This window comes from Streptomyces thioluteus (assembly GCF_039535865.1).
In genome coordinates this window covers 1-22,724 of record NZ_BAAAXZ010000088.1, presented here as the reverse complement: position 1 = coordinate 22,724, position 22,724 = coordinate 1, and the positions used below count along the sequence as shown (strand labels likewise).

General features: G+C 70.4%; 22 protein-coding genes and 6 pseudogenes. 16 read left to right on the top strand and 12 right to left on the bottom strand.

The window, feature by feature from the left end:
* The coding region (locus ABD794_RS11620) for a class I SAM-dependent methyltransferase (protein ID WP_344962933.1) at nucleotides 1-151 on the bottom strand (151 nt) is incomplete at its 3' end.
* 47 nt (nucleotides 152-198) lie between these two features.
* Complete coding sequence (locus ABD794_RS11615) at nucleotides 199-1,584, bottom strand: glycosyltransferase family 4 protein (RefSeq protein WP_344962929.1); 1,386 nt, start codon at nucleotides 1,582-1,584, stop codon at nucleotides 199-201.
* Between the two features lie 235 nt (nucleotides 1,585-1,819).
* Here ABD794_RS11615 and hpnH point away from each other — a divergent pair, with 235 nt between their 5' ends.
* The 8 genes and pseudogenes from hpnH to ABD794_RS11575 all read left to right on the top strand — a co-directional run bounded on the left by hpnH (nucleotide 1,820) and on the right by ABD794_RS11575 (nucleotide 10,518).
* Nucleotides 1,820-2,824 carry an adenosyl-hopene transferase HpnH gene (gene hpnH, locus ABD794_RS11610; protein WP_344962927.1) on the top strand — a complete coding sequence of 335 codons (1,005 nt, stop codon included), beginning with the start codon at nucleotides 1,820-1,822 and terminating at the stop codon, nucleotides 2,822-2,824.
* A gap of 164 nt (nucleotides 2,825-2,988) precedes the next feature.
* The gene (locus ABD794_RS11605; protein WP_344962925.1) at nucleotides 2,989-3,609 is read left to right on the top strand and encodes a TetR family transcriptional regulator; all 621 of its coding nucleotides are present in this window, start codon (nucleotides 2,989-2,991) and stop codon (nucleotides 3,607-3,609) included.
* Between the two features lie 733 nt (nucleotides 3,610-4,342).
* Complete coding sequence (locus ABD794_RS11600; RefSeq protein WP_344962923.1) at nucleotides 4,343-5,623, top strand: SCO2321 family membrane protein; 1,281 nt, start codon at nucleotides 4,343-4,345, stop codon at nucleotides 5,621-5,623.
* A complete protein-coding gene (locus ABD794_RS11595; RefSeq protein WP_344962921.1) occupies nucleotides 5,620-6,267 on the top strand; it encodes an SCO2322 family protein in 648 nt (215 codons plus the stop codon). Before ABD794_RS11600 ends, ABD794_RS11595 begins: the two co-directional genes overlap by 4 nt.
* Complete coding sequence (locus ABD794_RS11590; protein WP_344962919.1) at nucleotides 6,237-7,388, top strand: energy-coupling factor transporter transmembrane component T; 1,152 nt, start codon at nucleotides 6,237-6,239, stop codon at nucleotides 7,386-7,388. The genes ABD794_RS11595 and ABD794_RS11590 overlap by 31 nt, the downstream gene beginning before the upstream one ends.
* Nucleotides 7,385-9,053: pseudogene (locus tag ABD794_RS11585) on the top strand (ABC transporter ATP-binding protein). The gene ABD794_RS11590 and the pseudogene ABD794_RS11585 overlap by 4 nt, the downstream one beginning before the upstream one ends.
* Nucleotides 9,050-9,895, top strand: a complete 846-nt coding sequence (locus ABD794_RS11580; protein ID WP_344962917.1) for an ECF transporter S component — start codon at nucleotides 9,050-9,052, stop codon at nucleotides 9,893-9,895. The pseudogene ABD794_RS11585 and the gene ABD794_RS11580 overlap by 4 nt, the downstream one beginning before the upstream one ends.
* A 281-nt stretch (nucleotides 9,896-10,176) precedes the next feature.
* Entirely contained in the window at nucleotides 10,177-10,518 is a 342-nt protein-coding gene (locus ABD794_RS11575) for a helix-turn-helix domain-containing protein (protein ID WP_344962915.1), read from the top strand.
* Here ABD794_RS11575 and ABD794_RS11570 read toward each other — a convergent pair.
* The gene (locus ABD794_RS11570) at nucleotides 10,490-10,663 is read right to left on the bottom strand and encodes a DUF6255 family natural product biosynthesis protein (protein ID WP_425585998.1); all 174 of its coding nucleotides are present in this window, start codon (nucleotides 10,661-10,663) and stop codon (nucleotides 10,490-10,492) included. The genes ABD794_RS11575 and ABD794_RS11570 overlap by 29 nt on opposite strands.
* A gap of 327 nt (nucleotides 10,664-10,990) precedes the next feature.
* Between ABD794_RS11570 and ABD794_RS11565 the strand changes: the two genes are divergently transcribed.
* Both ABD794_RS11565 and ABD794_RS11560 read left to right on the top strand, forming a co-directional pair.
* Nucleotides 10,991-11,809, top strand: coding sequence for a helix-turn-helix domain-containing protein (locus ABD794_RS11565; protein WP_344962911.1), 819 nt, complete (start codon nucleotides 10,991-10,993; stop codon nucleotides 11,807-11,809).
* Nucleotides 11,806-12,096 (top strand): DUF397 domain-containing protein, encoded by a 291-nt coding sequence (locus ABD794_RS11560; protein ID WP_344962909.1) that lies wholly within the window; start codon nucleotides 11,806-11,808, stop codon nucleotides 12,094-12,096. Before ABD794_RS11565 ends, ABD794_RS11560 begins: the two co-directional genes overlap by 4 nt.
* Here ABD794_RS11560 and ABD794_RS11555 read toward each other — a convergent pair.
* Nucleotides 12,018-12,224, bottom strand: coding sequence for a hypothetical protein (locus tag ABD794_RS11555; protein ID WP_344962907.1), 207 nt, complete (start codon nucleotides 12,222-12,224; stop codon nucleotides 12,018-12,020). The two genes, ABD794_RS11560 and ABD794_RS11555, sit on opposite strands and share 79 nt — an antisense overlap.
* A 270-nt stretch (nucleotides 12,225-12,494) precedes the next feature.
* On the opposite strand from ABD794_RS11555, the gene ABD794_RS11550 reads away from it, so the two are divergent.
* The 3 genes from ABD794_RS11550 (at nucleotide 12,495) to ABD794_RS11540 (ending at nucleotide 14,609) form a co-directional block, all read left to right on the top strand.
* Nucleotides 12,495-13,229: a hypothetical protein gene (locus ABD794_RS11550; RefSeq protein WP_344962906.1), complete on the top strand. Its 735-nt coding sequence runs from the start codon at nucleotides 12,495-12,497 to the stop codon at nucleotides 13,227-13,229.
* 283 nt (nucleotides 13,230-13,512) lie between these two features.
* Nucleotides 13,513-14,148, top strand: coding sequence for a DUF6230 family protein (locus ABD794_RS11545; protein WP_344962904.1), 636 nt, complete (start codon nucleotides 13,513-13,515; stop codon nucleotides 14,146-14,148).
* Nucleotides 14,145-14,609 (top strand): DUF6114 domain-containing protein, encoded by a 465-nt coding sequence (locus tag ABD794_RS11540; RefSeq protein ID WP_344962902.1) that lies wholly within the window; start codon nucleotides 14,145-14,147, stop codon nucleotides 14,607-14,609. The genes ABD794_RS11545 and ABD794_RS11540 overlap by 4 nt, the downstream gene beginning before the upstream one ends.
* A gap of 30 nt (nucleotides 14,610-14,639) precedes the next feature.
* Here the strand turns inward: ABD794_RS11540 and ABD794_RS11535 are convergent.
* Together ABD794_RS11535 and ABD794_RS11530 are read right to left on the bottom strand one after the other, a co-directional pair.
* A pseudogene (locus ABD794_RS11535) lies at nucleotides 14,640-15,845 on the bottom strand (RNA-guided endonuclease InsQ/TnpB family protein).
* Between the two features lie 172 nt (nucleotides 15,846-16,017).
* Nucleotides 16,018-16,176 carry a hypothetical protein gene (locus ABD794_RS11530; RefSeq protein WP_344962899.1) on the bottom strand — a complete coding sequence of 53 codons (159 nt, stop codon included), beginning with the start codon at nucleotides 16,174-16,176 and terminating at the stop codon, nucleotides 16,018-16,020.
* A gap of 16 nt (nucleotides 16,177-16,192) precedes the next feature.
* Between ABD794_RS11530 and ABD794_RS11525 the strand changes: the two genes are divergently transcribed.
* Both ABD794_RS11525 and ABD794_RS11520 read left to right on the top strand, forming a co-directional pair.
* Nucleotides 16,193-16,429, top strand: coding sequence for a hypothetical protein (locus tag ABD794_RS11525; protein WP_344962897.1), 237 nt, complete (start codon nucleotides 16,193-16,195; stop codon nucleotides 16,427-16,429).
* 656 nt (nucleotides 16,430-17,085) lie between these two features.
* Nucleotides 17,086-18,320, top strand: a pseudogene (locus tag ABD794_RS11520) (RNA-guided endonuclease InsQ/TnpB family protein).
* A 12-nt stretch (nucleotides 18,321-18,332) separates the two neighbouring features.
* Here the strand turns inward: ABD794_RS11520 and ABD794_RS11515 are convergent.
* From ABD794_RS11515 to ABD794_RS11490, 6 genes and pseudogenes are all read right to left on the bottom strand, one after another.
* A complete protein-coding gene (locus ABD794_RS11515; RefSeq protein ID WP_344962931.1) occupies nucleotides 18,333-18,527 on the bottom strand; it encodes a hypothetical protein in 195 nt (64 codons plus the stop codon).
* Nucleotides 18,528-18,681: 154 nt separating this feature from the next.
* Nucleotides 18,682-18,771: pseudogene (locus tag ABD794_RS11510) on the bottom strand (DUF6114 domain-containing protein); the annotation flags it as partial.
* 89 nt (nucleotides 18,772-18,860) lie between these two features.
* A complete protein-coding gene (locus ABD794_RS11505; RefSeq protein WP_344962895.1) occupies nucleotides 18,861-19,082 on the bottom strand; it encodes a DUF6230 family protein in 222 nt (73 codons plus the stop codon).
* A 16-nt stretch (nucleotides 19,083-19,098) separates the two neighbouring features.
* Nucleotides 19,099-19,287 carry a DUF6230 family protein gene (locus ABD794_RS11500; protein WP_344962892.1) on the bottom strand — a complete coding sequence of 63 codons (189 nt, stop codon included), beginning with the start codon at nucleotides 19,285-19,287 and terminating at the stop codon, nucleotides 19,099-19,101.
* 2,158 nt (nucleotides 19,288-21,445) lie between these two features.
* Nucleotides 21,446-21,714 (bottom strand): annotated as a pseudogene (locus ABD794_RS11495) (Scr1 family TA system antitoxin-like transcriptional regulator).
* Nucleotides 21,715-21,881: 167 nt separating this feature from the next.
* Nucleotides 21,882-22,118, bottom strand: a pseudogene (locus ABD794_RS11490) (hypothetical protein); the annotation flags it as partial.
* Between the two features lie 215 nt (nucleotides 22,119-22,333).
* Between ABD794_RS11490 and ABD794_RS11485 the strand changes: the two are divergent.
* A complete protein-coding gene (locus tag ABD794_RS11485; protein ID WP_344962889.1) occupies nucleotides 22,334-22,525 on the top strand; it encodes a hypothetical protein in 192 nt (63 codons plus the stop codon).
* Nucleotides 22,526-22,724 lie beyond the last annotated feature (199 nt).

Sequence of the window (22,724 nt, the reverse complement as noted above, 5' to 3'; positions counted from 1 at the left end):
CCTCGCGGATCTCCTCGCCGTTGCGGTCGAGGGCGACCACCTGCGCGCCGCGCCGGTAGCACTCGAAGGCGTGCCGGCCCGCGCCGCAGCCCAGGTCGAGGACGCGGTCGCCGGGGGCGAGCGGGAAGCGGGAGAAATCGACGGTCAGCACGGCGGAGGTCTGCTTTCGTCCGGCGGGTGGGTGGGTGACGGGCGGTGCTAGGCGCGACGGACCGGCAGCGGTCCGGTGCCCGCCCGGGCCCGGGCCCTCGCCCGCGCGGCGCGCTCGATCGAGGCGCGGTACTGCTCGACGGTGCCGATCGCGGCCTGCCGCCAGGTGAAGCGGGCGAGCACCCGCTCGCGGCCCGCCGCGCCGAGCCGGCGGCGCAGTTCGTCGTCGTCCAGGAGCCGCTTGAGCGCGCCGGCGAGGGCGTCCGCGTCGCCGGGCGGCACGGCCAGGCAGGTCTCGCCGTCGGGTCCGGCGACCTCGGGGATGGCCCCGCCGGTGGTGGCGACCAGCGGGGTGCCGGTGGCCATGGCCTCGGCGGCGGGCAGCGAGAACCCCTCGTACAGCGAGGGGACGCAGGCGATCTGGGCGCTGCGGACGAGGTCCACCAGCTCGGCGTCGCTGATGCCCTTGACGAACTCCACGGCGCCGTCGAGCCCGTACTGCTCGATGGCCCGGGCGACCGGCCCGTCGTCCGCGCGCTTGCCGACGACGACCAGGTGCGCCCCGGGGACCTCGGTACGGACCTTGGCGAGCGCCTCGACGAGGTGCACCAGGCCCTTGAGCGGGACGTCGGCGCTGGAGGTGGTGACGATCCGGCCGGGGACGACGGGGACGGACGGGTCGGGCGAGAAGAGGTCGGTGTCGGCGCCTATCGGCACCACGTGGACCCGCTCCGGGCGCACCTTGAGGTGGTCCACGATCTCCTGGCGCGAGGAGCCGGAGACGGTGAGGACGGAGGGAAGGCAGCGGGCCACCTTCTCCTGCATGCGCGTGAACGCGTACCAGCGCCGGACGGACATCCTCCGCTTACGGTCGTCCCCCGCGGCCTCCAGCTCCAGCCGCCGGTCCACGGTGACGGGGTGGTGGACGGTGGTGACCAGGGGCGCGCCCAGGTCGGCGAGGAGGCCGTAGCCCAGCGTCTGGTTGTCGTGCACGACGTCGAAGTCGCCGCGGCGGGCGGCGAGATGGCGCCGGGCCCGCAGCGAGAAGGTCAGCGGCTCGGGGAAGCCACCGGTCCACATCGTGGCGACCTCCAGCGCGTCGATCCAGTCGCGGTACTCGTCGCGCTTCGGGGTGCGGAACGGGTCGGGCTGCCGGTAGAGGTCCAGGCTGGGCAGCTCGGTGAGGCTGACGCCCTCGTCCTCGCCCAGGTCCAGGACGGGGTAGGGCTGGGCGCCGATGACCTCGACGCGGTGGCCGAGCCGGGCCAGTTCGCGGGACAGGTGGCGGACGTAGACGCCCTGGCCGCCGCAGAACGGATTGCCCTTGTAGGACAGCAGCGCGATGCGCAGCGGCCCGTCCCCGGTTCCCGCACCGGCGGGGGCCGTCGCGGTGCGCGGACCCGGCCCGGCTGCCCGGTCGGTCTCAGCGGTCACTCGCGGCCCCCAATTCGTCCTGCTGGTTCGGCGGGAGCGTAACCGCTCCGGAATCTCTAGAACAAGTTCCACCCCTGGAAAGGGAGGAAAGCACGACAAGTCGCAAAGGCCCCGGTGCGCGGCGCGCGAAAGGGTGATGAGGCTGTGATGCGCGCCGACGCGTCCGCCGGGCGCCGCGCGGGAAGGGATTCACGCCGACCTGACGTCACGGCTACGGGAGATCGGGAGAACGGGCATGAGCCTGCCGCTTCATCTGTCAGTCAAGCTCGGGAAACACCTGCTCAAGCAGAAGCTGCGGCGCCGGGAGAAATTCCCGCTCCTGGTCGAGGTGGAGACGCTCTTCGCGTGCAACCTCAAGTGCGCCGGCTGCGGCAAGATCCAGCATCCGGCGGGGACGCTCAAGCAGCGGATGCCCGTGCAGCAGGCGCTCGGCGCGGTCGAGGAATGCGGTGCGCCGATGGTGGCGCTGTCCGGCGGGGAACCGCTCATGCATCCCCAGATGCACGTGATCGTCCGGGAGTTGCTGGCCCGCAAGAAGTTCGTGCTGCTGTGCACCAACGCGGTGCTGCTGCCCAAGCACCTCCACAAGTTCCGCCCCGACCGGAACTTCGTCTGGATGGTGCACATCGACGGGCTCAAGGAGCGGCACGACGAATCGGTCAGCAAGGACGGCGTCTTCGACCAGGCCGTGGAGGCCATCCGGCTGGCCAAGTCCAAGGGCTTCCAGGTCTACACGAACAGCACCTTCTTCAACACGGACACCCCGCAGGACATCATCGACGTCCTCGACTTCCTCAACGACGAGCTCAAGGTGGACCGGATGCAGATCTCGCCCGGTTACGCCTACGAGAAGGCGCCCGACCAGGACCGCTTCCTGGGCGTCCAGCAGACCCGCGAGACGTTCCGCAAGGCGTTCGCGGGCGGCAACCGGCAGAAGTGGCGCTTCAACCACTCCGCGCTCTTCCTCGACTTCCTGGAGGGCAAGCGGGACTTCGCCTGCACGCCGTGGGGCATCCCGCTCTACAACCTCAAGGGCTGGCAGCGCCCCTGCTACCTGATGGAGGACGGGTACGCGAGCACGTACCAGGAGTTGCTGGACACCACCGAGTGGGAGAAGTACGGCCGGGGCAAGGACCCGCGCTGCGACAACTGCATGGCGCACTGCGGGTACGAGCCGAGCGCGGTGCTGGCGACGGTGGGCTCCCTGCGGGAGAGCATCCGGGCGGCGACGTCCATGTGACGCCCCGGTGCGCCCCGGTGGGGCGGCTAATCTGGAACGCGTTCCAGTGATCCCGTGATTCGCGTCACTGGGACGCGCCTGTCATGATGCCTGCCCATCGACCGCCGCCTGCTGCGCACGCAGCGCCCGCAGCGTCTGCAGAGGAACGCGAGGAACGCACCGACGTGGGACAGAAGACCGCCGCAGCCGCCGCAGCCCTGATCCCCGGCTCCTGCCCCGCCCCCACGACGGAGCGCCAGGAGGCGCGGCGGCGCGGCATCCTGTCCGCCACGACGCGGCTGGCGAGCCGGGGCGGGTTCGACGCGGTGCAGATGCGGGCGGTCGCGGAGTCGTCGAACGTCGCGCTCGGCACGCTGTACCGCTACTTCCCGTCCAAGATCCATCTGTTGGTCGCGACGATGCAGGACCAGCTGGAGCAGCTCCACGACACGCTGCGCAAGCGCCCGCCGACGGAGACGGATCCGTCGGCGCGGGTCGCCGGCACGCTGATGCGGGCCTTCCGCGCGATGCAGCGGGAACCGCATCTGGCCGACGCGATGGTCCGCGCGCTGACCTTCGCGGACCGCTCGGTCAGCGCGGAGGTCGACGCGGTGTCGCGCCTGACGACGACGATCGTCCTCGACGCGATGGGCCTGGGCGGCCCGCCGACGGCGGAGCAGTTGTCGGTGGTGCGGGTGATCGAGCACACGTGGCACTCGGTGCTGATCACGTGGTTGTCGGGGCGGGCGTCGATCGCGCAGGTGCGGGTGGATATCGAGACGGTGTGCGGCCTGATCCGGCCGTGAGGGGAACTCTCCCCGCCCCGCCCCAATCCGTTTTCGCGGGGGCTGCGCCCCTGCGGCACCCCGCGCGCGCCTACCGCGTGCGGGGCCCGCGCTCCGCGCGGTGGGGGGCCGCGAGTCCGCGCTCCGCGCGGGTGCGGGGCTTCGCCCCTGCGCCCCACCGGGGGCTCCGCCCCCTGGACCCCTGACCGGGGGCTGCGCCCCCTGAACCCCCGAAGCGCCCTCCGGGCGCTGTCCTCAAGCGCCGGACGGGCTGATAGTGCGCGCCCGGGCTGCACTGCGCGCCCGGCTGGATTTCAGGTGCGGGCGCGCCATTTCAGCCCGTCCGGCGTTTGAGGACGAGCGGCGGAGCCGCGATACGGGGTCCGGGGCGGAGCCCCGGAGCAGGGGTGCAGGGGGCGCAGCCCCCGCCGGGGTGCAGGGGGCGCAGCCCCGCCCCCACCGCGCGGAGCGCGGTGCCGGGCCGAGGGGCGCAGCCCCGGGAGAAACTGGGGGCACCTCCTGGGGGCACCTCCTGGGGGCACCCCCAGCGGTAGCTGGGGGAGGTAGCTGGGGGAGGTAGCTGGGGGAGGTAGCTGGGGGAGGTAGCTGGGGGAGGTAGCTGGGGGAGAAAGGGCGGGCCAGGGGCACTCTCCACCGCACCGAGGCGCCCCTCCCCCCGCACCGACTAAAGTGGCAGACCGCCGCAGCCGCACCCCAAGCGCACCGCAACACCACGAGAGGCAACCCCACCCCCATGGCCCCCTCCCTCGACGCCCGCCGCCGCCCCCGCGCAGCCCGCGCCGCCGCGGCCCTCGCCGGCGCCGCCGTCCTGAGCGCGGCCGTGATCCCCGCCGCCGCGGCCGACAACGGCACGCCCGCCCCGGTGGCGGAAGGTCTCTACGGGTCCGCCGACCCCAAGTTCGACGGCGTCTTCCGCCAGTCCCTCGCCTTCCTCGCCCAGCACGCCACCGGCGTCACCCCGGCCCCCAAGGCCGTCGACTGGCTCGCGGGCCAGCAGTGCAAGGACGGCGGCTTCCCCGGCTTCCGCGCCGACACCGGCAAGGCCTGCGACCCGGCGAAGGAGGAGTTCCCGGACCAGACCGCCGCCGCGGTCCAGGCGCTCGCCGCGGTCGGCGGGCGCGGTGCCCAGGTCACCAAGGGCCTCGACTGGCTCAAGTCGCACCAGAACGAGGACGGCGGCTGGGGCATGAACCCCGGCGCCCCCAGCAACGCCAACTCCACGGCCGGCGCGATCGGCGCGTTCGCCGCCGCCGGCCAGGACCCGGCGAAGGTCGAGTCGAAGGGCGGCAGGACGCCCTTCGACGCCCTGCTCACCTTCCAGCTCGGCTGCGACGCCTCCGAGGCCGACCGCGGCGCCTTCGCCTGGCAGGCCCAGAACGGCAAGCTGAACGCCGACAACTTCGCCTCCGCCGCCGCCACGACCGCCGCCCTCGGCAAGGGCTACCTGGTCGAGCCGGCGGACAAGGAGAACAAGGCCGTCCAGCCGCTGAACTGCCCGGGCGGCAAGCCCAAGGACGCCCCCGCCGCCGCCCAGGCCGCCGCCGCGTACCTGGCGAAGAAGCTCGCCGGTTCCGGCAACCACCTGGAGGCGTCCATGCCCGGCGCCCCCAAGGGCCCGGACTACGGCGTGACGGCCGACGCCGTCACCGCCCTCGCCGCGGGCGGCCACCGCGACGCCGCCGGCAGGACGCTGGACTGGCTCCGCTCCAAGGACAGCAAGACCGCCGCCTGGGCCAAGGGCGACAACGGCAAGGGCGACCCCGGCCGGCTGGCCAAGCTCGTCCTCGCGGCCCGCGCGGCCGGCGCCGACCCGCGCGACTTCGGCGGCACCGACCTCGTCGAGACGCTGAACGCGACCGGCCCGAAGCCCGCCGCCGTCGAGAACACCACGGACGAGGAGCAGAAGGACGACAAGGGCTCGTCGTTCGGCGGCTGGTGGTTCGCCGCCGTCGCCTTCGTCGCCGCCGTCGGCGTCGGCTTCCTCTTCAGCAACCGCAGGAAGAAGCAGTCGTGACCCGGGCGCGGGCGACCGCCGCCCTCCTGCTCGCGGGCGTGCTGGCCGTACTGCTCGGCACGGCCCCCGCGCAGGCGGCCGGTTACCGCTACTGGTCGTTCTGGCAGGTCGGCGGCGGCAAGGCATGGACGTACGCCACCCAGGGCCCGTCCCTCGCCCGCCCCGCCGACGGCCAGACCGTCGGCTTCCGCTTCGCCGTCAGCGCGGACTCCGCCGACGCCGCGAAGCCGCGCACGGCCCCCGACTTCGCGGCCGTGTGCGCCCGCACCCCCGCCGAGGAGGGCCGCAAGCGCGTGGCCGTCGTCCTCGACTTCGGCACGTCCGCCGACGCCCCCGGCGGCGAGCGGCCGCCCGCCGCCCGGACGGCCTGCGCCGCACTGCCCCGCGACGCGAGCGCCGGCGACGCGCTCGCCGCCGTCGCCAAGCCGCTGCGCTACAACTCCTCCGCGCTGCTCTGCGCCATCGCGGGCTACCCGAAGTCCGGCTGCGGCGAGCAGGTGGACGCGAGCAAGCAGCACGAAGAGCCTTCCGGGACGAAGCCGGACGACGGCGGCCCCTCCGCCGGCCTGATCGGCGGCATCGCCGCCGTGCTCGTCCTCGGCGCCGCCGCCGCGTGGCAGGCCCGCCGCCGGCGCGCCCGGTGACCCCGGCGCTGCACGCCGGCGCCTGGTGGATATGGGCGCTCGGCCTGGCCGCCGCCGCCTCGCGGACCACCAACCCGCTGCTGCTCGCGCTGCTCGTCGCCGTCGCCGGTTACGTCGTCGCGGTCCGGCACGCGGCCGCCCCCCGGTCCCGCTCGTACGCCGCGTTCCTCAAGCTGGGCCTCGCCGTGATCGCGGTGCGGCTGGTCTTCGCCGTCCTCCTCGGCTCACCGATCCCCGGCACCCACACCCTCTTCACCCTCCCCGAAGTACCGCTCCCGCACTGGGCGCAGGGCGTGCGGATCGGCGGCCGGGTCACCGCCGAGGGCGTCGTGTTCGCGCTCTACGACGCGTTCAAGCTGGCCGCCCTGCTCGCCTGCGTGGGCGCCGCGAACGCCCTCGCCAGTCCGGCCCGGCTGCTCAAGTCCCTGCCGGGCGCGCTCTACGAGGCCGGCGTCGCGGTCGTCGTCGCCATGACCTTCGCGCCGAACCTCGTCGCGGACGTCCAACGGGTGCGCGCCGCGCGCCGGTTGCGCGGCCGCCCCGACCGCGGGTTCCGCGGCCTGCTCCAGGTGGGGCTGCCGGTGCTGGAGGGTGCCCTGGAACGTTCCGTGGCGCTCGCCGCCGCGATGGACGCCCGCGGCTACGGCCGCACCGCCGAGGTCCCGCCCGCCGTGCGCCGCACCACGTCCGCCCTCACCCTCGGCGGGCTGCTCGGCGTCTGCGCCGGTACGTACGGACTCCTCGCCGACCAGGGCGCGGGATACGGCACGCCCCTGCTGGCCGCCGGGCTGCTCGCGGCGCTGGCCGGGCTGCGCCTGGGCGGGCGCCGTTCGGTCCGTACCCGCTACCGCCCGGACCGCTGGGACGCGCGCGCCTGGCTGGTCTCCGGGTCGGGCGCGGCGGTGGCGGCCCTGATGATCTGGGCGGGCTCGTACGCGCCCGGGGCGCTGCACCCCCCGGCCGTACCGCTGACGACGCCGGAACTCCCGCTGTGGCCCGCGGCGTCGGTGCTGCTCGGCCTGGTCCCGGCGCTGCTGCCGGGGTCGCCCGCGCCGTCCCCCGCCGTTCCGGAACAGCGCACCGCCCCGCTGCCGTCCTCGCGAAGGAGCCGCACTCCGTGATCCGCTTCGATCAGGTGTCGGTGACGTACGACGGCGCCGGCTCCCCGGCCCTCCGGGGCGTCGATCTCACGGTCCCCGAGGGGGAGTTGTGCCTCCTCGTCGGCCCGTCCGGCGTCGGCAAGTCCACGCTCCTGGGCGCGGTGAGCGGCCTCGTCCCGCACTTCACCGGCGGCACGCTGAGCGGCCGGGTCACCGTCGCGGGCCGCGACACCCGCACCCACCGCCCGCGCGAACTCGCCGACGTCGTCGGCACCGTGGGCCAGGACCCGCTCGCGCACTTCGTCACCGACACCGTCGAGGACGAACTGGCCTACGGCATGGAGTCGCTGGGCCTGCCCGCCGACACCATGCGCCGCCGCGTCGAGGAGACCCTGGACCTGCTGGGCCTCGCCGAGCTGCGCGACCGCCCGATCGCCACCCTCTCCGGCGGCCAGCAGCAGCGCGTCGCGATCGGCTCCGTCCTCACCCCGCACCCCCGCGTCCTCGTCCTCGACGAGCCGACGTCCGCGCTGGACCCGGCCGCCGCCGAGGAGGTGCTGGCGGTGCTCCAACGCCTCGTCCACGACCTGGGCACCACCGTGCTGCTCGCCGAACACCGGCTGGAGCGGGTCGTCCAGTACGCGGACCAGGTCGTCCTGCTGCCCGGCCGCGGCGAGGCCCCGGTCACCGGCGCCCCGGCCGCGGTCATGGCCCACTCCCCCGTCCACCCGCCCGTCGTGGCCCTGGGCCGGCTCGCGGGCTGGTCGCCGCTGCCACTGTCGGTGCGCGACGCGCGCCGGGCGGCGGCGCCGCTGCGGGAGCGGCTGGCGGACGTGCGGCCGCCCGCGGCCGCGCCCCCGGTGGAGGCCGCCGCGCCGGTCCGCCCGTCCCGCGGCTTCCTCCGCCGACGCCGCGCCGCGTCCGAAGGCCCCGCCCCCGCCGCCGAGGTGACGGACCTGACCGTCCGGCACGGCCACGTCGACGCGCTCCGCGACGTCTCCCTGACCATCCGCTCCGGCGAGACCGTCGCCCTGATGGGCCGCAACGGGGCGGGCAAGTCGACGCTCCTGCGCACCCTGGTCGGCCTGCACGAGCCGGCGCGCGGCACGGTACGGACCGGCGGCGCGGCCCCGCACCGCACGGGCCCGCGCGAAACTCCTGCGCCACGTCGGCCTCGTCCCGCAGGACCCGCGCGACCTGCTCTACGCCGACACCGTCGCCGCGGAGTGCACGGCCGCCGACGCCGACGCGTCCGCGACCCCCGGCACCTGCCGTTCCCTCGTCTCCTCCCTCCTCCCCGACGTCCCGGACACGGCCCACCCCCGCGACCTCTCCGAGGGCCAGCGCCTGGCCCTCGCCCTGGCGGTCGTCCTGACCGCCCGCCCGCCGCTGCTCCTCCTCGACGAGCCGACGCGCGGCCTCGACTACGCGGCCAAGGCCCGCCTGGTGGAGGCCCTGCGCGGGCTGGCCGCCGAGGGCCACGCGATCGTCCTGGCCACGCACGACGTGGAGCTCGCGGCCGAACTCGCGCACCGCGTCGTCGTCCTGGCCGAGGGAGAGGTCGTCGCGGACGGCCCGACCCCCGACGTGGTCGTCTCCTCCCCCGCCTTCGCCCCCCAGGTCGCCAAGATCCTCTCCCCGCTCCCCTGGCTCACGGTCCCCCAGGTCCGCGAGGCGCTGTCATGACCGCCCGAGCCATCCGCCTGGGCCCCCGCTCCGTCGCGGCCCTCGCCCTCATCACCCTCATCGGCGTCGCCGCCTTCGGCTGGCCCCTGCTCGCCGGCGCGTCCTCCGGCCTGGCCCACTCCCAGGACGCGCCCTGGCTCTTCGCGGCCCTGCTGCCCCTGCTGCTGGCGGTCGTCGTCGCCACCATCGCCGACACCGGCCTGGGCGCCAAGGCCGTCGCCATGCTCGGCGTCCTGGCCGCGGCGGGCGCGGCGTTGCGCCCGCTGGGCGCGGGGACGGCGGGCATCGAGCCCATGTTCTTCCTGATGGTCCTGTCGGGCCGCGTCCTGGGCCCCGGATTCGGCTTCGTCCTGGGCTCGTTGTCGATGTTCGCGTCGGCGCTCCTGACCGGCGGGGTGGGCCCCTGGATGCCCTTCCAGATGCTGGCGATGGGCTGGGTGTCGATGGGCGCGGGCCTGCTGCCGGAACGCGTGCGCGGCCGCGCGGAGTTGGCCGTGCTCGCGCTCTACGGCGCGGCGGCCTCCTTCTGCTACGGCACGATCATGAACCTCCAGGGCTGGCCCTACATCGGCACCCTGGCCTCCGGCATCTCCTTCGTCCCAGGCGACCCGCTGTCGGAGAACCTGACCCGCTTCGCGGCGTACTGCCTGGCGACGTCCCTGGGCTGGGACCTCCCGCGCGCGATCGTCACGTCGGTGGCGACGCTGCTGCTGGGCCCCGCCGTCCTGAAGGCCCTGCGACGGGCGACGCGAAGGGCGGCCTTCGAGGCGCCGGTGAGGTTCGAGGACCACGACCCGGACGCCTGCGCGTCGTACGTACTTCGTACGGGCGAGGACGGCTGAGCGACCCCCATCATGTCGCCGACGACATATACCGTGCCTGCCAAGCACTTCCTCAAGACCGACGAATAAGCAGGCCCGCTCGCCGAGCACGCCGCGCCCCTCGGAGAGCCGTATGCGACGGCACATCGACACGCATCACCTCCTGGCCGACTCCGCACCGGACAGCCGTCCGTGAGGACGCCGAGATCCAACGGGCGAAGGTCGCGCAGAAGACCTGCATGGCCGAACATGGCCCCGCGCACGAGGAGTTCATCCGCACCATCGGGAGAGGAGAGATCTGAATGTCCCACAGCCGGTGGAAGACCATCCGCGAACGCAAGATCACCGAAGGCTTTACCGAACCCGCCGAGGTCGCCGAGGCCCGGTACGAGATCAGGCTCTCCATGGCCCTCGCCAAGGCCGTCCACGACCGCCGCACGGCACTCGGCCTGACCCAGGCCCAACTCGCCGAACGCGCTGGACTCACCCAGGCGAAGATCTCCCGCATCGAGAGGTCCGACACCGTACCCACCCTGCCCTTGTTGGCCAAGCTCGCCCGCGCGCTGGACGCCTCGCTCGACATCTCATTGGACGACGACAGCACCCGCGTGGCCTTCACCGCGCATCACAGCGACGCGGCCTGAGTTGTACGGGCCGGAGCCGCCCCGTCCCCGTACCGGCGGACGTCGGCCCGCTCTCCGCCGGGCCCGGGACGTCGCGCCACAGCGCGGCGTACGCGGTGAAGCGGCGCGTGCCGCAGTGGCGGCAGGTTGCCGAACCGGCCGTCACCGCCCATGCGGCATGTACACACGTCTCCACGTCAGTGCATCCACCGCTGGTGGCGGCCCATGGCGACGATCCAGCCCTGCGCGGCGGTTCGGTTCCCTTCGCGAGTGGCGGCGTGGAAGGCGCCCTTGATGCGACGGCATTCCGTGCAGGGGACAGGGACGGGCGCGGGCAGCTCGGATGGCGGGGGCGCCGATGCGGGCATGGGGGTACCTCTTCGGGTGGGCAATTACTGGATGTATCAACAGAGTTGCGGACCGCGAGTACGCTCCGGAAGAGGGGAGCCCATAACTCCGCGCGAGTTATAGAACGGAAGGTGCGCTGCTGCTCATGGCTGCCGAGACGGACTCACCGGACCCGACGTCGTCGCTCCTCGCCTTCTTCGGCTCCGAGCTGCGGCGGGTGCGTACGGAGGCGGGCAAGTCGCAGGGCGAGACGGCGAGGCTCGCGCATACGACGCAGGCGATGATCTCGTACGTGGAGGCGGCGAAGCGGGTGCCGTCGGAGGATCTGGCGCGGGATCTGGATCTGGCGTTCGGGACGGGTGGGCACTTCGGGCGGCTGTACCCGCTGGTGATCAAGTTCGCGTATCCGAGCTGGTTCCTGCCGTTCGTCGAGCTCGAACGGGAAGCAACATCCATGCGCGTCTTCGAATGCCAGATCATCCCGGGGCTGCTCCAGACCGAGGACTACGCGCGAGCCATGCTGGCGTCCGTACGACCGGACAACCTGGACGAGTTGGTCGCTGCCCGAGTGACACGCCAGGACATCCTTGAACGAGAGGCCCCGCCGCGCACTTGGTTCGTCATGGACGAGTATGCGCTGATGCGCCGCATCGGTGGCCCCGTTGTCATGCGTGCACAGTTCGAAGCGCTGCTTCGGGCCGGCGAACGCCCACGCACAGTGATCCAGGTCGTCCCGCGGACTGTTCCCGCCCACCCAGGTCTCTCCGGAGCGTTCACGACTCTGGGATTCGACACGGGTCAGGACGTCCTCTTCGTGGACGGATTCTCCCAAGGTCGGATCGCTCTTGATCCACGCGAAGCGAACGCCGCATCACACGCTTACGATCTACTCAGGGCAGCGGCCCTGTCACCCGAGGCAACTGCTGAACTGATCAGCGCTCACTTGAAGGAGCTAGGCCAGTGACCCGCACCAATGACCTCCCCACGGCGAACTGGCGCAAGAGCAGCCACAGCACAAACGGCGGTAATTGCCTTGAGGTTGGTGACCTCATACCCACCGAATCGGCCCCCTCCACCGGTACCGTCCCCATAAGGGACAGCAAACACCCAACTGGCCCCGCCCTCCTCATCCCAACTCCCACCTGGCAGGCATTCCTCCGCTCCCTGACGCCTCAATGGCAAGCAAGCCAGGCGATACCGCCACCGAAGACCAACGCACCGGCGCTCACCGCGGCGAATCGTTTGCGCTGAAGCGCGAACCCGATCGCAACCGCCGTGATGAGGACGACGACCGTCCCGATCGACCCTCGCAACAGCCCACGGCTGTACCCGAAGTCATTGATGTGACGCACAACCCAGAACAGCCAAACGAACTTCACCCGGCGCCCCTCCCAAGCCCGCTCCGAAACCCCCGCAGAACCCCGTCAAACCTAGCCCCGACAAAGGCAACCCCAACCACCAGCCCCTCAGAAGCCCAAACCGTCGTGAGGACGCCGCAGAAGGGCGGCCCCGGCGCGCAGGCGATGCGCTTGCGCGCCGTTCGGCGAGAGCGCGCTTCGGCGCAGGGGAACCCGGCCGCTTCCACGGAGTGTCTGTCCCGGTACCGAAGCTGCCCCACAGGCGATGGGCAGCAGAAACGGGGGAATCCGATGCGTTCGACGTACCGCAATGCACGCACCGCGCGCGCCACACTCGTGGGCACGGTCGTCGTGACGGCCGCCGCGGCGGTGCTCACGGCCTCGCCCTCGGCGTCCGCCCAGGACTTCGGGCCCGACACATGCCTTCAGGGCTACGTGTGGCGCGAGGCCCGGCCCAGCGACCACGTGTGCGTCACGGGGGCGACCCGCGACCGCGCACGGTACGACAACAGCCAGGCCGTGAACCGACGCGACCCGGGCCACGGGGGCTACGGCCCGTACGCCTGCCGCGAGGGCTACGTGTGGCGCGAGGCGTTCAAGGGGGACATGGTCTGCGTGGAGCCGCCGACCCGCACCCAGGCCCGGCAGGACAACCAGCTCGCCGACTCCCGCAAGGTGTCCGCGCGGCTCTGGAAGACGACCTGGACCCCGGGCCCGCGCTGCAACGGCGACACCTGCACGACGACCAACGACCATCCGCGCATCAAACTCAACGGCGACCACTACAACTTCGGCCAGGTGAAGGCCTTCGTCCGGCGCAGCTCCGACAACCGTCTCCTCTGGTCCGGCAGCGCCACCGCCCGCGCGCAACAGGGCCATGCAGGCGGCTCGTTCGGCATCCGCACCGACGTCATCGACTGCTCCCGGCCGGGCCAGCGGCCCAACGGCTACGCCCAGGCCTACGATGTCGTCTCGGGCCGCTGGTCGGCCCGCGTCCCCGTCACCATCGGCTGCTACGTCCTCTGAGCCGCCGAGAGCCTGACGTCACGGGGTGTCCGGAGTCGCCGGACACCCCGTCCGTTTGCCCAACTGCCCAACACCGCAAGGGAATCGCTGTCCGCGCGAACTCTTGTCTCTGGTCCGTACCGGACTTACTCTCGGGTACACCTTTCTGGGACGGCATGTACACACGTACGCACGATGCGCGTTCGGCGCGTTGATCCCTCGATGCGGCGAACGCCCTCCCCGTCCCCCGGCACCGGCAACGTTGTCAGACCGCTCACCAGCGCATACGGAGGGGAACGGCACCATGAAGGACGCTCAGGGCAGACAGGTGACGGGACGGGTCAGGTGGCGGAAGTTCGCCGTCCTCGCCGTCCCGGGGTTCGCGGTGACCGCCGCGCTCGCCGTGGCGCTCGCGCAGGGCGCGCTCGCCGCGTCGTTCGCGGTGTCGGGGCAGGAGTTCAAGGTCAAAGCGGGGAGCATGCACGGCGAGGGCTTCGCGCAGTACGGCACCCTCGACTACAACATGCGGGACGGCAAGGACCACCCCTTCCCGGCAGTTGCGACCGCCATCCACAAGGCCACGATCCACAAACTCTGCCAGTCCGTGGTGACGGACTTCCCGGGGCTCGGCACCTTCTCGCTGAACGTCGAGGCGGGCATGGACCCCAACAATCCGGTGATGGCGGAGGACTTGGTACTCGATCTCACCAGCCTGACCGGCGACGCCAACTTCTCCAACATCGAGATCGGACGGGACGCCTCCACCCTGGACAAGGGCCCCAAGAAGGCCAAGGGTATGCAGGACTTCTTCGGACAGCAGGCGGACGTCATCGACATCAACAACGCCAATCAGGTCGCCTGGTCCGTCAGCGCCGCCAAGTTCAAGCTCTCCGGCCTGAGTCTGAGCCTCAACAAGGGCAAGCACGAGTGCTTCAAGTGACGTCCGGCGCCGACACGCGCCGACGGCACCCCTGGCTCGCATGGCGGATGTGGCGCAAAGGCCGTCCGTTCTGGGGCGGCCTGTTCACCACCCTGGCCGGAGTCGAGATATCGCTCATCCCGCTGGGGCCGCTGAAGGTGATGCTGCTCCAGGGCGTCACGGGGATCCTGTCGATCCTCATGGGGCTGCTGCTGATCCTGATGGGGCTCAGCGGGTGGTTCGCCCCCAACTACCGTGGATTCGCCGGCATCGTGGCCGTGATGTGCGCGGCCGCCGCGCTGGTGATGTCCAACCTCGGCGGGTTCCTGATCGGCACGATCCTGGGCGTGATCGGCGGCAGCATGGTCTTCGCCTGGCAGCCACATCAGCCGCACCCCGTCCCTGCGGACGAACCTCCTCCGCGCGTCTCGCTGCTCAAGGTCCAGCCCACGTCCCCCCTCCCACCCAAGGAGCCGCATTGACTTCATCCCCCTCGTAAACGAGGGGGATTCCTACGGCTCGCGCCGTAGGGTTTTCTGCTTCGCCGCCGACTGCCCGCCCGGAGTTCTCCGTTGAGGTCTTACACCGGCTCCACAGACTGTCACCGCCAGCCCGGCGGCCCGAAGGTTCTTCGCCGCGTTCACGTCCCGGTCATGGACCGTACCGCAGTTGTCACACGTCCACTTCCGGATGTGCAGCGGCATGGCCCCGGCGAGGCTGCCACAGTGGGAGCAAAGCCTGGAGGAAGGGAAGAAGCGGTCGACCGCGATCACTTCCCGCCCGTACCAGTCGGCCTTGTACTCCAGCATATTCCGGAACTCCGACCATGCCGCGTCGCTGATGGCACGGGCCAGGCTCCGGTTCTTGACCATGTTGCGCACGGCCAGGTCCTCGATCACGATCGTTTGGTTCTCACGAACGAGCCGAGTCGTCAGCTTGTGCAGGTGGTCACGACGCCGGTCGGCGATCCTGGCATGGATCCTCGCGACCCTGCGCCGCGCTTTGCACCGGTTGGCGCCGTCACCCCTGGCCTTCTTCGACAGCGCCCGCTGGGCCCTGGCCAGACGGGTACGGTCCCGGCGCTCATGCCGGGGGTTGGCGACCTTCTCGCCCGTGGAGAGCGTCAGCAGGTGATCCAGGCCGACATCCACGCCGACCGCCGCGTCCGCGGCGGGAAGCGGCTTCACGGACGGGTCGTCGCACAGCACCGAGACGAACCAGCGTCCGGCGCTGTCCCGGGAGACGGTCACCGTGGACGGCCTCGCTCCCTCCGGGAGCGGGCGCGACCACACGATGTCCAGCGGTTCCGTCATCTTCGCCAGCGTGAGCCGGCCGTCGCGGAAGCGGAACCCACTGGTGGTGTACTCGGCGGACTGCCTCGACTTCTTCCGGCTCTTGAAACGCGGGTACTTCGTCCGCTTGCCGAAGAAGTTGGTGAACGCCGTCTGAAGATGCCGCAAGCACTACTGCAACGGCACCGACGATACCTCGGACAGATAGGCCAGTTCCTCGGTCTTCTTCCACGCCGTCAACATGACAGAAGTGGCGTTGTAGTTGACCCGCTCCCCGCGTGCCCACGCCTCGGTACGGGCCGCGAGAGCCAGGTTGTAGACCTTGCGAACGCACCCGAACGTGCGCGACAGCTCAGCTGCCTGCGCCTCCGTCGGAATGAAGCGGTACTTGAACGCCCGCTTCACGCACGTCGCGGTCACACTCACAAACTAGCGTGGCTGCGGCTCAAGTTCAAAGCCACGGGTCGGAGCACCGAGATCCGTCCTGGCGGCGAATCACAGCACCTCGCCCTGCTCCGCAGGGGTTTCGATTCCTCCCCCGACTGAAGCCGGGGGTGTCCACGAAAGGAATCCGATGACCGCAGCGCGCAGATTCCACTCACGCACCCTGCTCGCGTCCGGTTCCGTCCTGGCCGTCGCTCTCGGCCTGGCAGGCGCCGGAACCGCTACCGCCCGCCACCGCGGACGCCGCGTCCACCACCGTCACCCCGGCAGGACACTCCTTCGCGGCCACGCTCAACGGAACGGCGACCTTCACGGCCGGTTCCCTCGTGGTGACGTGCTCGACGTCCAGTTCCGCGCCCGACGCGAGCAGCGGTCACAACCGGGTACCCGAGGCTCCCGGCAACGTCAATCCGGCCGGTCCGGTCGTCAGCGACATCAACGCCCCCACGTACTCCGACTGCGACGTGAACCTGCCCGGCATCAAGGTGGCCATCCAGACCTCGGGCACGTGGAACGTCTCCATGCAGAACAGGCCCGCCCGCCTTCCACTCCTCTCGCTCCCTTAGGTCCTCACTCCTGCCGCATCTCCGCGTGCCTCACGCTTCCATCCCCCCTCATCCTCCTCACCGTCTTGGCCCTTCCGCTTCCCTTGAATCTCTGCCGTTCTGCATGGAGACGTTCCCACGTGCCCGAGGTCTGGATGGCCACCTTGATGCCGGGCAGGTTCACGTCGCAGTCGGAGTACGTGGGGGCGTTGATGTCGCTGACGACCGGACCGGACGGATTGGACGTTGCCGGGAGCCTCGGGTACCGGTTGTGACCGCTGCTCGCGTCGGGCGCGGAACTGGACGTCGAGCACGTCACACAGAGGGGAACCGGCCGTGAAGGTCGCCGTTCCGTTGAGCGTCGGCCGCGAAGGAGTGTCCTGCCGGGGTGACGGTGGTGTGGACGCGGCGGTCCGCGGTGCGGGCAGGGTAGCGGTTCCGGCGCCTTGCCAGGCCGCGAGAGCGACGGCCAGGACGGAACCGGACGCGAGCAGGGTGCTGTGAGTGGAATCTGCGCGCTGCGGTCATCGGATTCCTTTCGTGGACACCCCCGGCTTCAGTCGGGGGAGGAATCGAAACCCCTGCGGAAGCAGGGCGAGGTGCTGTGTATTCGCCGCCAGGACGGATCTCGGTGCTCCGACCCGTGGCTTTGAACTTGAGCGCAGCCACGCTAGTTTGTGAGTGTGACCGCGACGTGCGTGAAGCGGGCGTTCAAGTACCGCTTCATTCCGACGGAGGCGCAGGCAGCTGAGCTGTCGCGCACGTTCGGGTGCGTTCGCAAGGTCTACAACCTGGCTCTTCGCGGCCCGTACCGAGGCGGTGGGCACGCGGGGAGCGGGTCAACTACAACGCCACTTCTGTCATGTTGACGGCGTGGAAGAAGACCGAGGAACTGGCCTATCTGTCCGATGGTATCGTTCGTGCCGTTGCAGTAGTGCTTGCGGCATCTTCAGACGGCGTTCACCAACTTCTTCGGCAAGCGGACGACGAAGTACCCGCGTTTCAAGAGCCGGAAAGAAGTCGAGGCATGGCTCCGCCGAGTACACCACCAGTGGGTTTCCGCTTCCGCGACGGCCGGCTCCACGCTGGCGAAGATGACGGAACCGCTGGACATCGTGTGGTCGCGCCCGCTCCCGGAGGGAGCGAGGCCGTCCACGGTGACCGTCTCCCGGGACAGCGCCGGACGCTGGTTCGTCTCGGTGCTGTGCGACGACCCGTCCTTTGTGAAGCCGCTTCCCGCCGCGGACGCGGCGGTCGGCTGTGGATGTCGGCTCTGGATCACCTGCTGGACGCTCTCCACGGGCGAGAAGGTCGCCAACCCCCGGCATCATGAGCGCCGGGACCGTACCCGTCTGGCCAGGGCCCAGCGGGCGCTGTCGAAGAAGGCCAGGCGGTGACTCGGCGCAACCGGTGCAAAGCGCGGCGCAGGGTCGCGAGGATCCATGCCAGGATCGCCGACCGGCGTCGTGACCACCTGCACAAGCTGACGACTCGGCTCGTTCGTGAGAACCAAAACGATCGTTGATCGAGGACCTGGCCGTGCGCAACATGTCGTCAAGAACCGGAGCCTGGCCCGTGCCATCAGCGACGCGGCATGGTCGGAGTTCGGAATATGCTGGAGTACAAGGCCGACTGGTACGGGCGGGAAGTGATCGCGGTCGACCGCTTCTTCCCTTCCTCCAGGCTTTGCTCCCAACTGTGGCAGCCTCGCCGGGGCCATGCCGCTGCACATCCGGAAGTGGACGTGTGACAACTGCGGTACGGTCCATGACCGGGACGTGAACGCGGCGAAGAACCTTCGGGCCGCCGGGGCTGGGCGGTGACAGTCTGTGGAGCCGGTGTAAGACCTCAACGGAGAACTCCGGGCGGGCAGTCGGCGGCGAAGCAGAAAACCCTACGGCGCGAGCCGTAGGAATCCCCTCGTTTACGAGGGGGATGAAGTCAATGCGGCTCCTTGGGTGGGAGGGGGGACGTGGGCTGGACCTTGAGCAGCGAGACGCGCGGAGGAGGTTCGTCCGCAGGGACGGGGTGCGGCTGATGTGGCTGCCAGGCGAAAGACCATGCTGCCGCCGATCACGCCCAGGATCGTGCCGATCAGGAACCCGCCGAGGTTGGACATCACCAGCGCGGCGGCCGCGCCACATCACGCGCCACGATGCCGGCGGAATCCACGGTAGTTGGGGGCGAACCACCCGCTGAGCCCCATCAGGATCAGCAGCAGCCCCCATGAGGATCGACAGGATCCCCGTGACGCCCGGGAGCAGCATCACCTTCCAGCCGGCCCCAGCGGGTATGAGCGATATCTCGACTCCGGCCAGGGTGGTGAACAGGCCGCCCCAGAACGGACGGCCTTTGCGCCACATCCGCCATGCGAGCCAGGGGTGCCGTCGGCGCGTGTTCGGCGCCGGACGTCACTTGAAGCACTCGTGCTTGCCCTTGTTGAGGCTCAGACTCAGGCCGGAGAGCTTGAACTGGCGGCGCTGACGGACCAGGCGACCTGATTGGCGTTGTTGATGTCGATGACGTCCGCCTGCTGTCCGAAGAAGTCCTGCATACCTTGGCCTTCTTGGGGCCCTTGTCCAGGGTGGAGGCAGTCCCGTCCGATCTCGATGTTGGAGAAGTTGGCGTCGCCGGTCAGGCTGGTGAGATCGCTAGTACCAAGTCCTCCGCTCATCACCGGATTGTTGGGGTCACATGCCCGCCTCGACGTTCAGCGAGAAGGTGCCGAGCCCCGGGAAGTCCGTCACCACGGACTGGCAGAGTTTGTGGATCGTGGCCTTGTGGATGGCGGTCGCAACTGCCGGGAAGGGTGTGGTCCTTGCCGTCCCGCATGTTGTAGGTCGAGGTGTGCCGTACTGCGCGAAGCCCTCGCCGTGCATGCTCCCCGCTTTGACCTGAACTCCTGCCCCGACACCGCGAACGACGCGGCGAGCTGCGCCCTGCCCTGCGCGAGCGCCACGGCGATGCGCGCGCGGCGGTCACCGCGAACCCCGGGACGGCGCGAGGGACGGCGAACTTCCGCACCTGACCCCGTCCCGTCACCTGTCTGCCCTGAGCGTCCTTCATGGTGCCGTTCCCTCCGTATGCGCTGGTGAGCGGTCTGACAACGTTGCCGGTGCCGGGGGACGGGGAGGGCGTTCGCCGCATCGAGGGATCAACGCGCCGAACGCGCATCGTGCGTACGTGTGTACATGCCGTCCCAGAAAGGTGTACCGAGAGTAAGTCCGGTACGGACCAGAGACAAGAGTTCGCGCGGACAGCGATTCCCTTGCGGTGTTGGGCAGTTGGGCAAACGGACGGGGTGTCCGGCGACTCCGGACACCCCGTGACGTCAGGCTCTCGGCGGCTCAGAGGACGTATGCAGACGATGGTTGACGGGGACGCGGGGCCGACCAGCGGCCGAGACGACATCGTAGGCTGGGCGTAGCCGTTGGGGCGCTGGCCCGGCCGGGAGCAGTCGATGACGTCGGTGCGGATGCCGAACGAGCCGCCTGCATGGCCCTGTTGCGCGCGGGCGGTGGCGCTGCGGACCAGAGGAGACGGTTGTCGGAGCTGCGCCGGACGAAGGCCTTCACCTGGCCGAAGTTGTAGTGGTCGCCGTTGAGTTTGATGCGCGGATGGTCGTTGGTCGTCGTGCAGGTGTCGCCGTTGCAGCGCGGGCCCGGGGTCCAGGTCGTCTTCCAGAGGCCGCGCGGACACCTTGCGGGAGTCGGCGAGCTGGTTGTCCTGCCGGGCCTGGGTGCGGGTCGGCGGCTCCACGCAGACCATGTCCCCCTTGAACGCCTCGCGCCACACGTAGCCCTCGCGGCAGGCGTACGGGCCGTAGCCCCCGTGGCACCGGGTCGCGTCGGTTCACGGCCTGGCTGTTGTCGTACGTGCGCCGGTCGCGGGTCGCCCCGTGACGCACACGTGGTCGCTGGGCCGGGCCTCGCGCCACACGTTAGCCTGAAGGCATGTGTCGGGCCCGAAGTCCTGGGCGGACGCCGAGGGCGAGGCCGTGTGAGCACCGCCGACGGCCGGCAGTCACCGACGACCGTGCCCACGAGTGTGGCTGCGCGCGGTGCGTGCATTGCGGTACGTCGAACGCATCGGATTCCCCCGTTTCTGCTGCCCATCGCCTGTGGGGCAGCTTCGGTACCGGGACAGACACTCCGTGGAAGCGGCCGGGTTCCCCTGCGCCGAAGCGCGCTCTCGCCGAACGGCGCGCAAGCGCATCGCCTGCGCGCCGGGGCCGCCCTTCTGCGGCTGGTCCTCACGACGGTTTGGGCTTCTGAGGGGCTGGTGGTTGGGGTTGCCTTTGTCGGGCTAGGTTTGACGGGGTTCTGCGGGGGTTCGGAGCGGGCTTGGAGGGGCGCCGGGTGAAGTTCGTTTGGCTGTTCTGGGTTGTGCGTCACATCAATGACTTCGGTGTACAGCCGTGGGCTGTTGCGAGGGTCGATCGGGGACGGTCGTCGTCCTCATCACGGCGGTGTGCGATCGGAGTTCGCGCTTCAGCGCAAACGATTCGCCGCGGTGAGCGCCGGTGCGTTGGTCTTCTTGGTGGCGGGTATCGCCTGGCTTGCTTGCCATTGAGGCGTCAGGGAGCGGAGGAATGCACTGCCAGGTGGGAGTTGGGATGAGGAGGGCGGCGGGCCAGTGGGTGTGTTTGCGTGTCCCTTATGGGGACTGGTACCGGTGGAGGGGGTGCCGATTCGGTGGGTATGAGGTCACCAACCTCAAGGCAATACCGCCGTTTGTGCTGTGGCTGCTCTTGCGCCAGTTCGCCGTGGGGAGGTCATTGGTGCGGGTCACTGGCCTAGCTCCTTCAACGTGAGCGCTGATCAGTTCAGCAGTTGCCTCGAGGTGACAGGGCCGCTGCCCTGAGTAGATCGTAAGCGTGGTGATGCGGCGTTCGCTTCGCGTGGATCAAGAGCGATCCGACCTTGGGAGAATCGTCCACGAAGAGGACGTCTCTGACCCGTGTCGAATCCCAGAGTCGTGAACGCTCGGAATGAGCACCTGGGTGCGGCGGGGAACAGTCGACGGGGACGACCTGGATCACTGTGCGTGGGCGTCGGCCCGGCCCGAAGCAGCGCTTCGAACTGTGCACGCATGACAACGGGGGCCACCGATGCGGCGCATCAGCGCATACTCGTCCATGACGAACCAAGTGCGCGGCGGGGCCTCTCGTTCAAGGATGTCCTGGCGTGTCACTCGGGCAGCGACCAACTCGTCCAGGTTGTCCGGTCGTACGGACGCCAGCATGGCTCGCGCGTAGTCCTCGTCTGGAGCAGCCCCGGGATGATCTGGCATTCGAAGACGCGCATGGATGTTGCTTCCCGTTCGAGCTCGACGAACGGCAGGAACCAGCTCGGATACGCGAACTTGTATCACCAGCGGGTACAGCCGCCCGAAGTGCCCACCCGTCCCGAACGCCAGATGCCAGATCCCGCGCCAGATCCTCCGACGGCACCCGCTTCGCCGCCTCCACGTACGAGATCATCGCCTGCGTCGTATGCGCGAGCCTCGCCGTCTCGCCCTGCGACTTGCCCGCCTCCGTACGCACCCGCCGCAGCTCGGAGCCGAAGAAGGCGAGGAGCGACGACGTCGGGTCCCGGTGAGTCCGTCTCGGCAGCCATGAGCAGCAGCGCACCTTCCGTTCTATAACTCGCGCGGAGTTATGGGCTCCCCTCTTCGGAGCGTACTCGCGGTCGCAACTCTGTTGATACATCCAGTAATTGCCCACCGAAGAGGTACCCCCATGCCCGCATCCGGCGCCCCCGCCATCCGAGCTGCCCGCGCCCGTCCCTGTCCCCTGCACGGAATGCCGTCGCATCAAGGGCGCCTTCCACGCCGCCACTCGCGAAGGGAACCGAACCGCCGCGCAGGGCTGGATCGTCGCCATGGGCCGCCACCAGCGGTGGATGCACTGACGTGGAGACGTGCGTGTACATGCCGCATGAGGCGACGGTGAGGCCGGTTCGGCAACCTGCCGCCACTGCGGCACGCGCCGCTTCACCGCAGTACGCCGCGCTGTGGCGCGACGTCCCGGGCCACGGCGGAGAGCGGGCCGACGTCCCGCCGGTGACGGGGACGGGGCGGCTCCGGCCCGTACAAACTCAGGCCGCGTCGCTGTGATGCGCGGTGAAGGCCACGCGGGTGCTGTCGTCGTCCAATGAGATGTCGAGCGAGGCGTCCAGTGCGCGCGGGCGAGCTTGGCCAACAAGGGCAGGGTGGGTACGGTGTCGGACCTCTCGATGCGGGAGATCTTCGCACTGGGTGAGTCCAGCGCGTTCGGGAGTGGGCCTGGGTCAGGCGAGTGCGTGCGGCGTCGTGG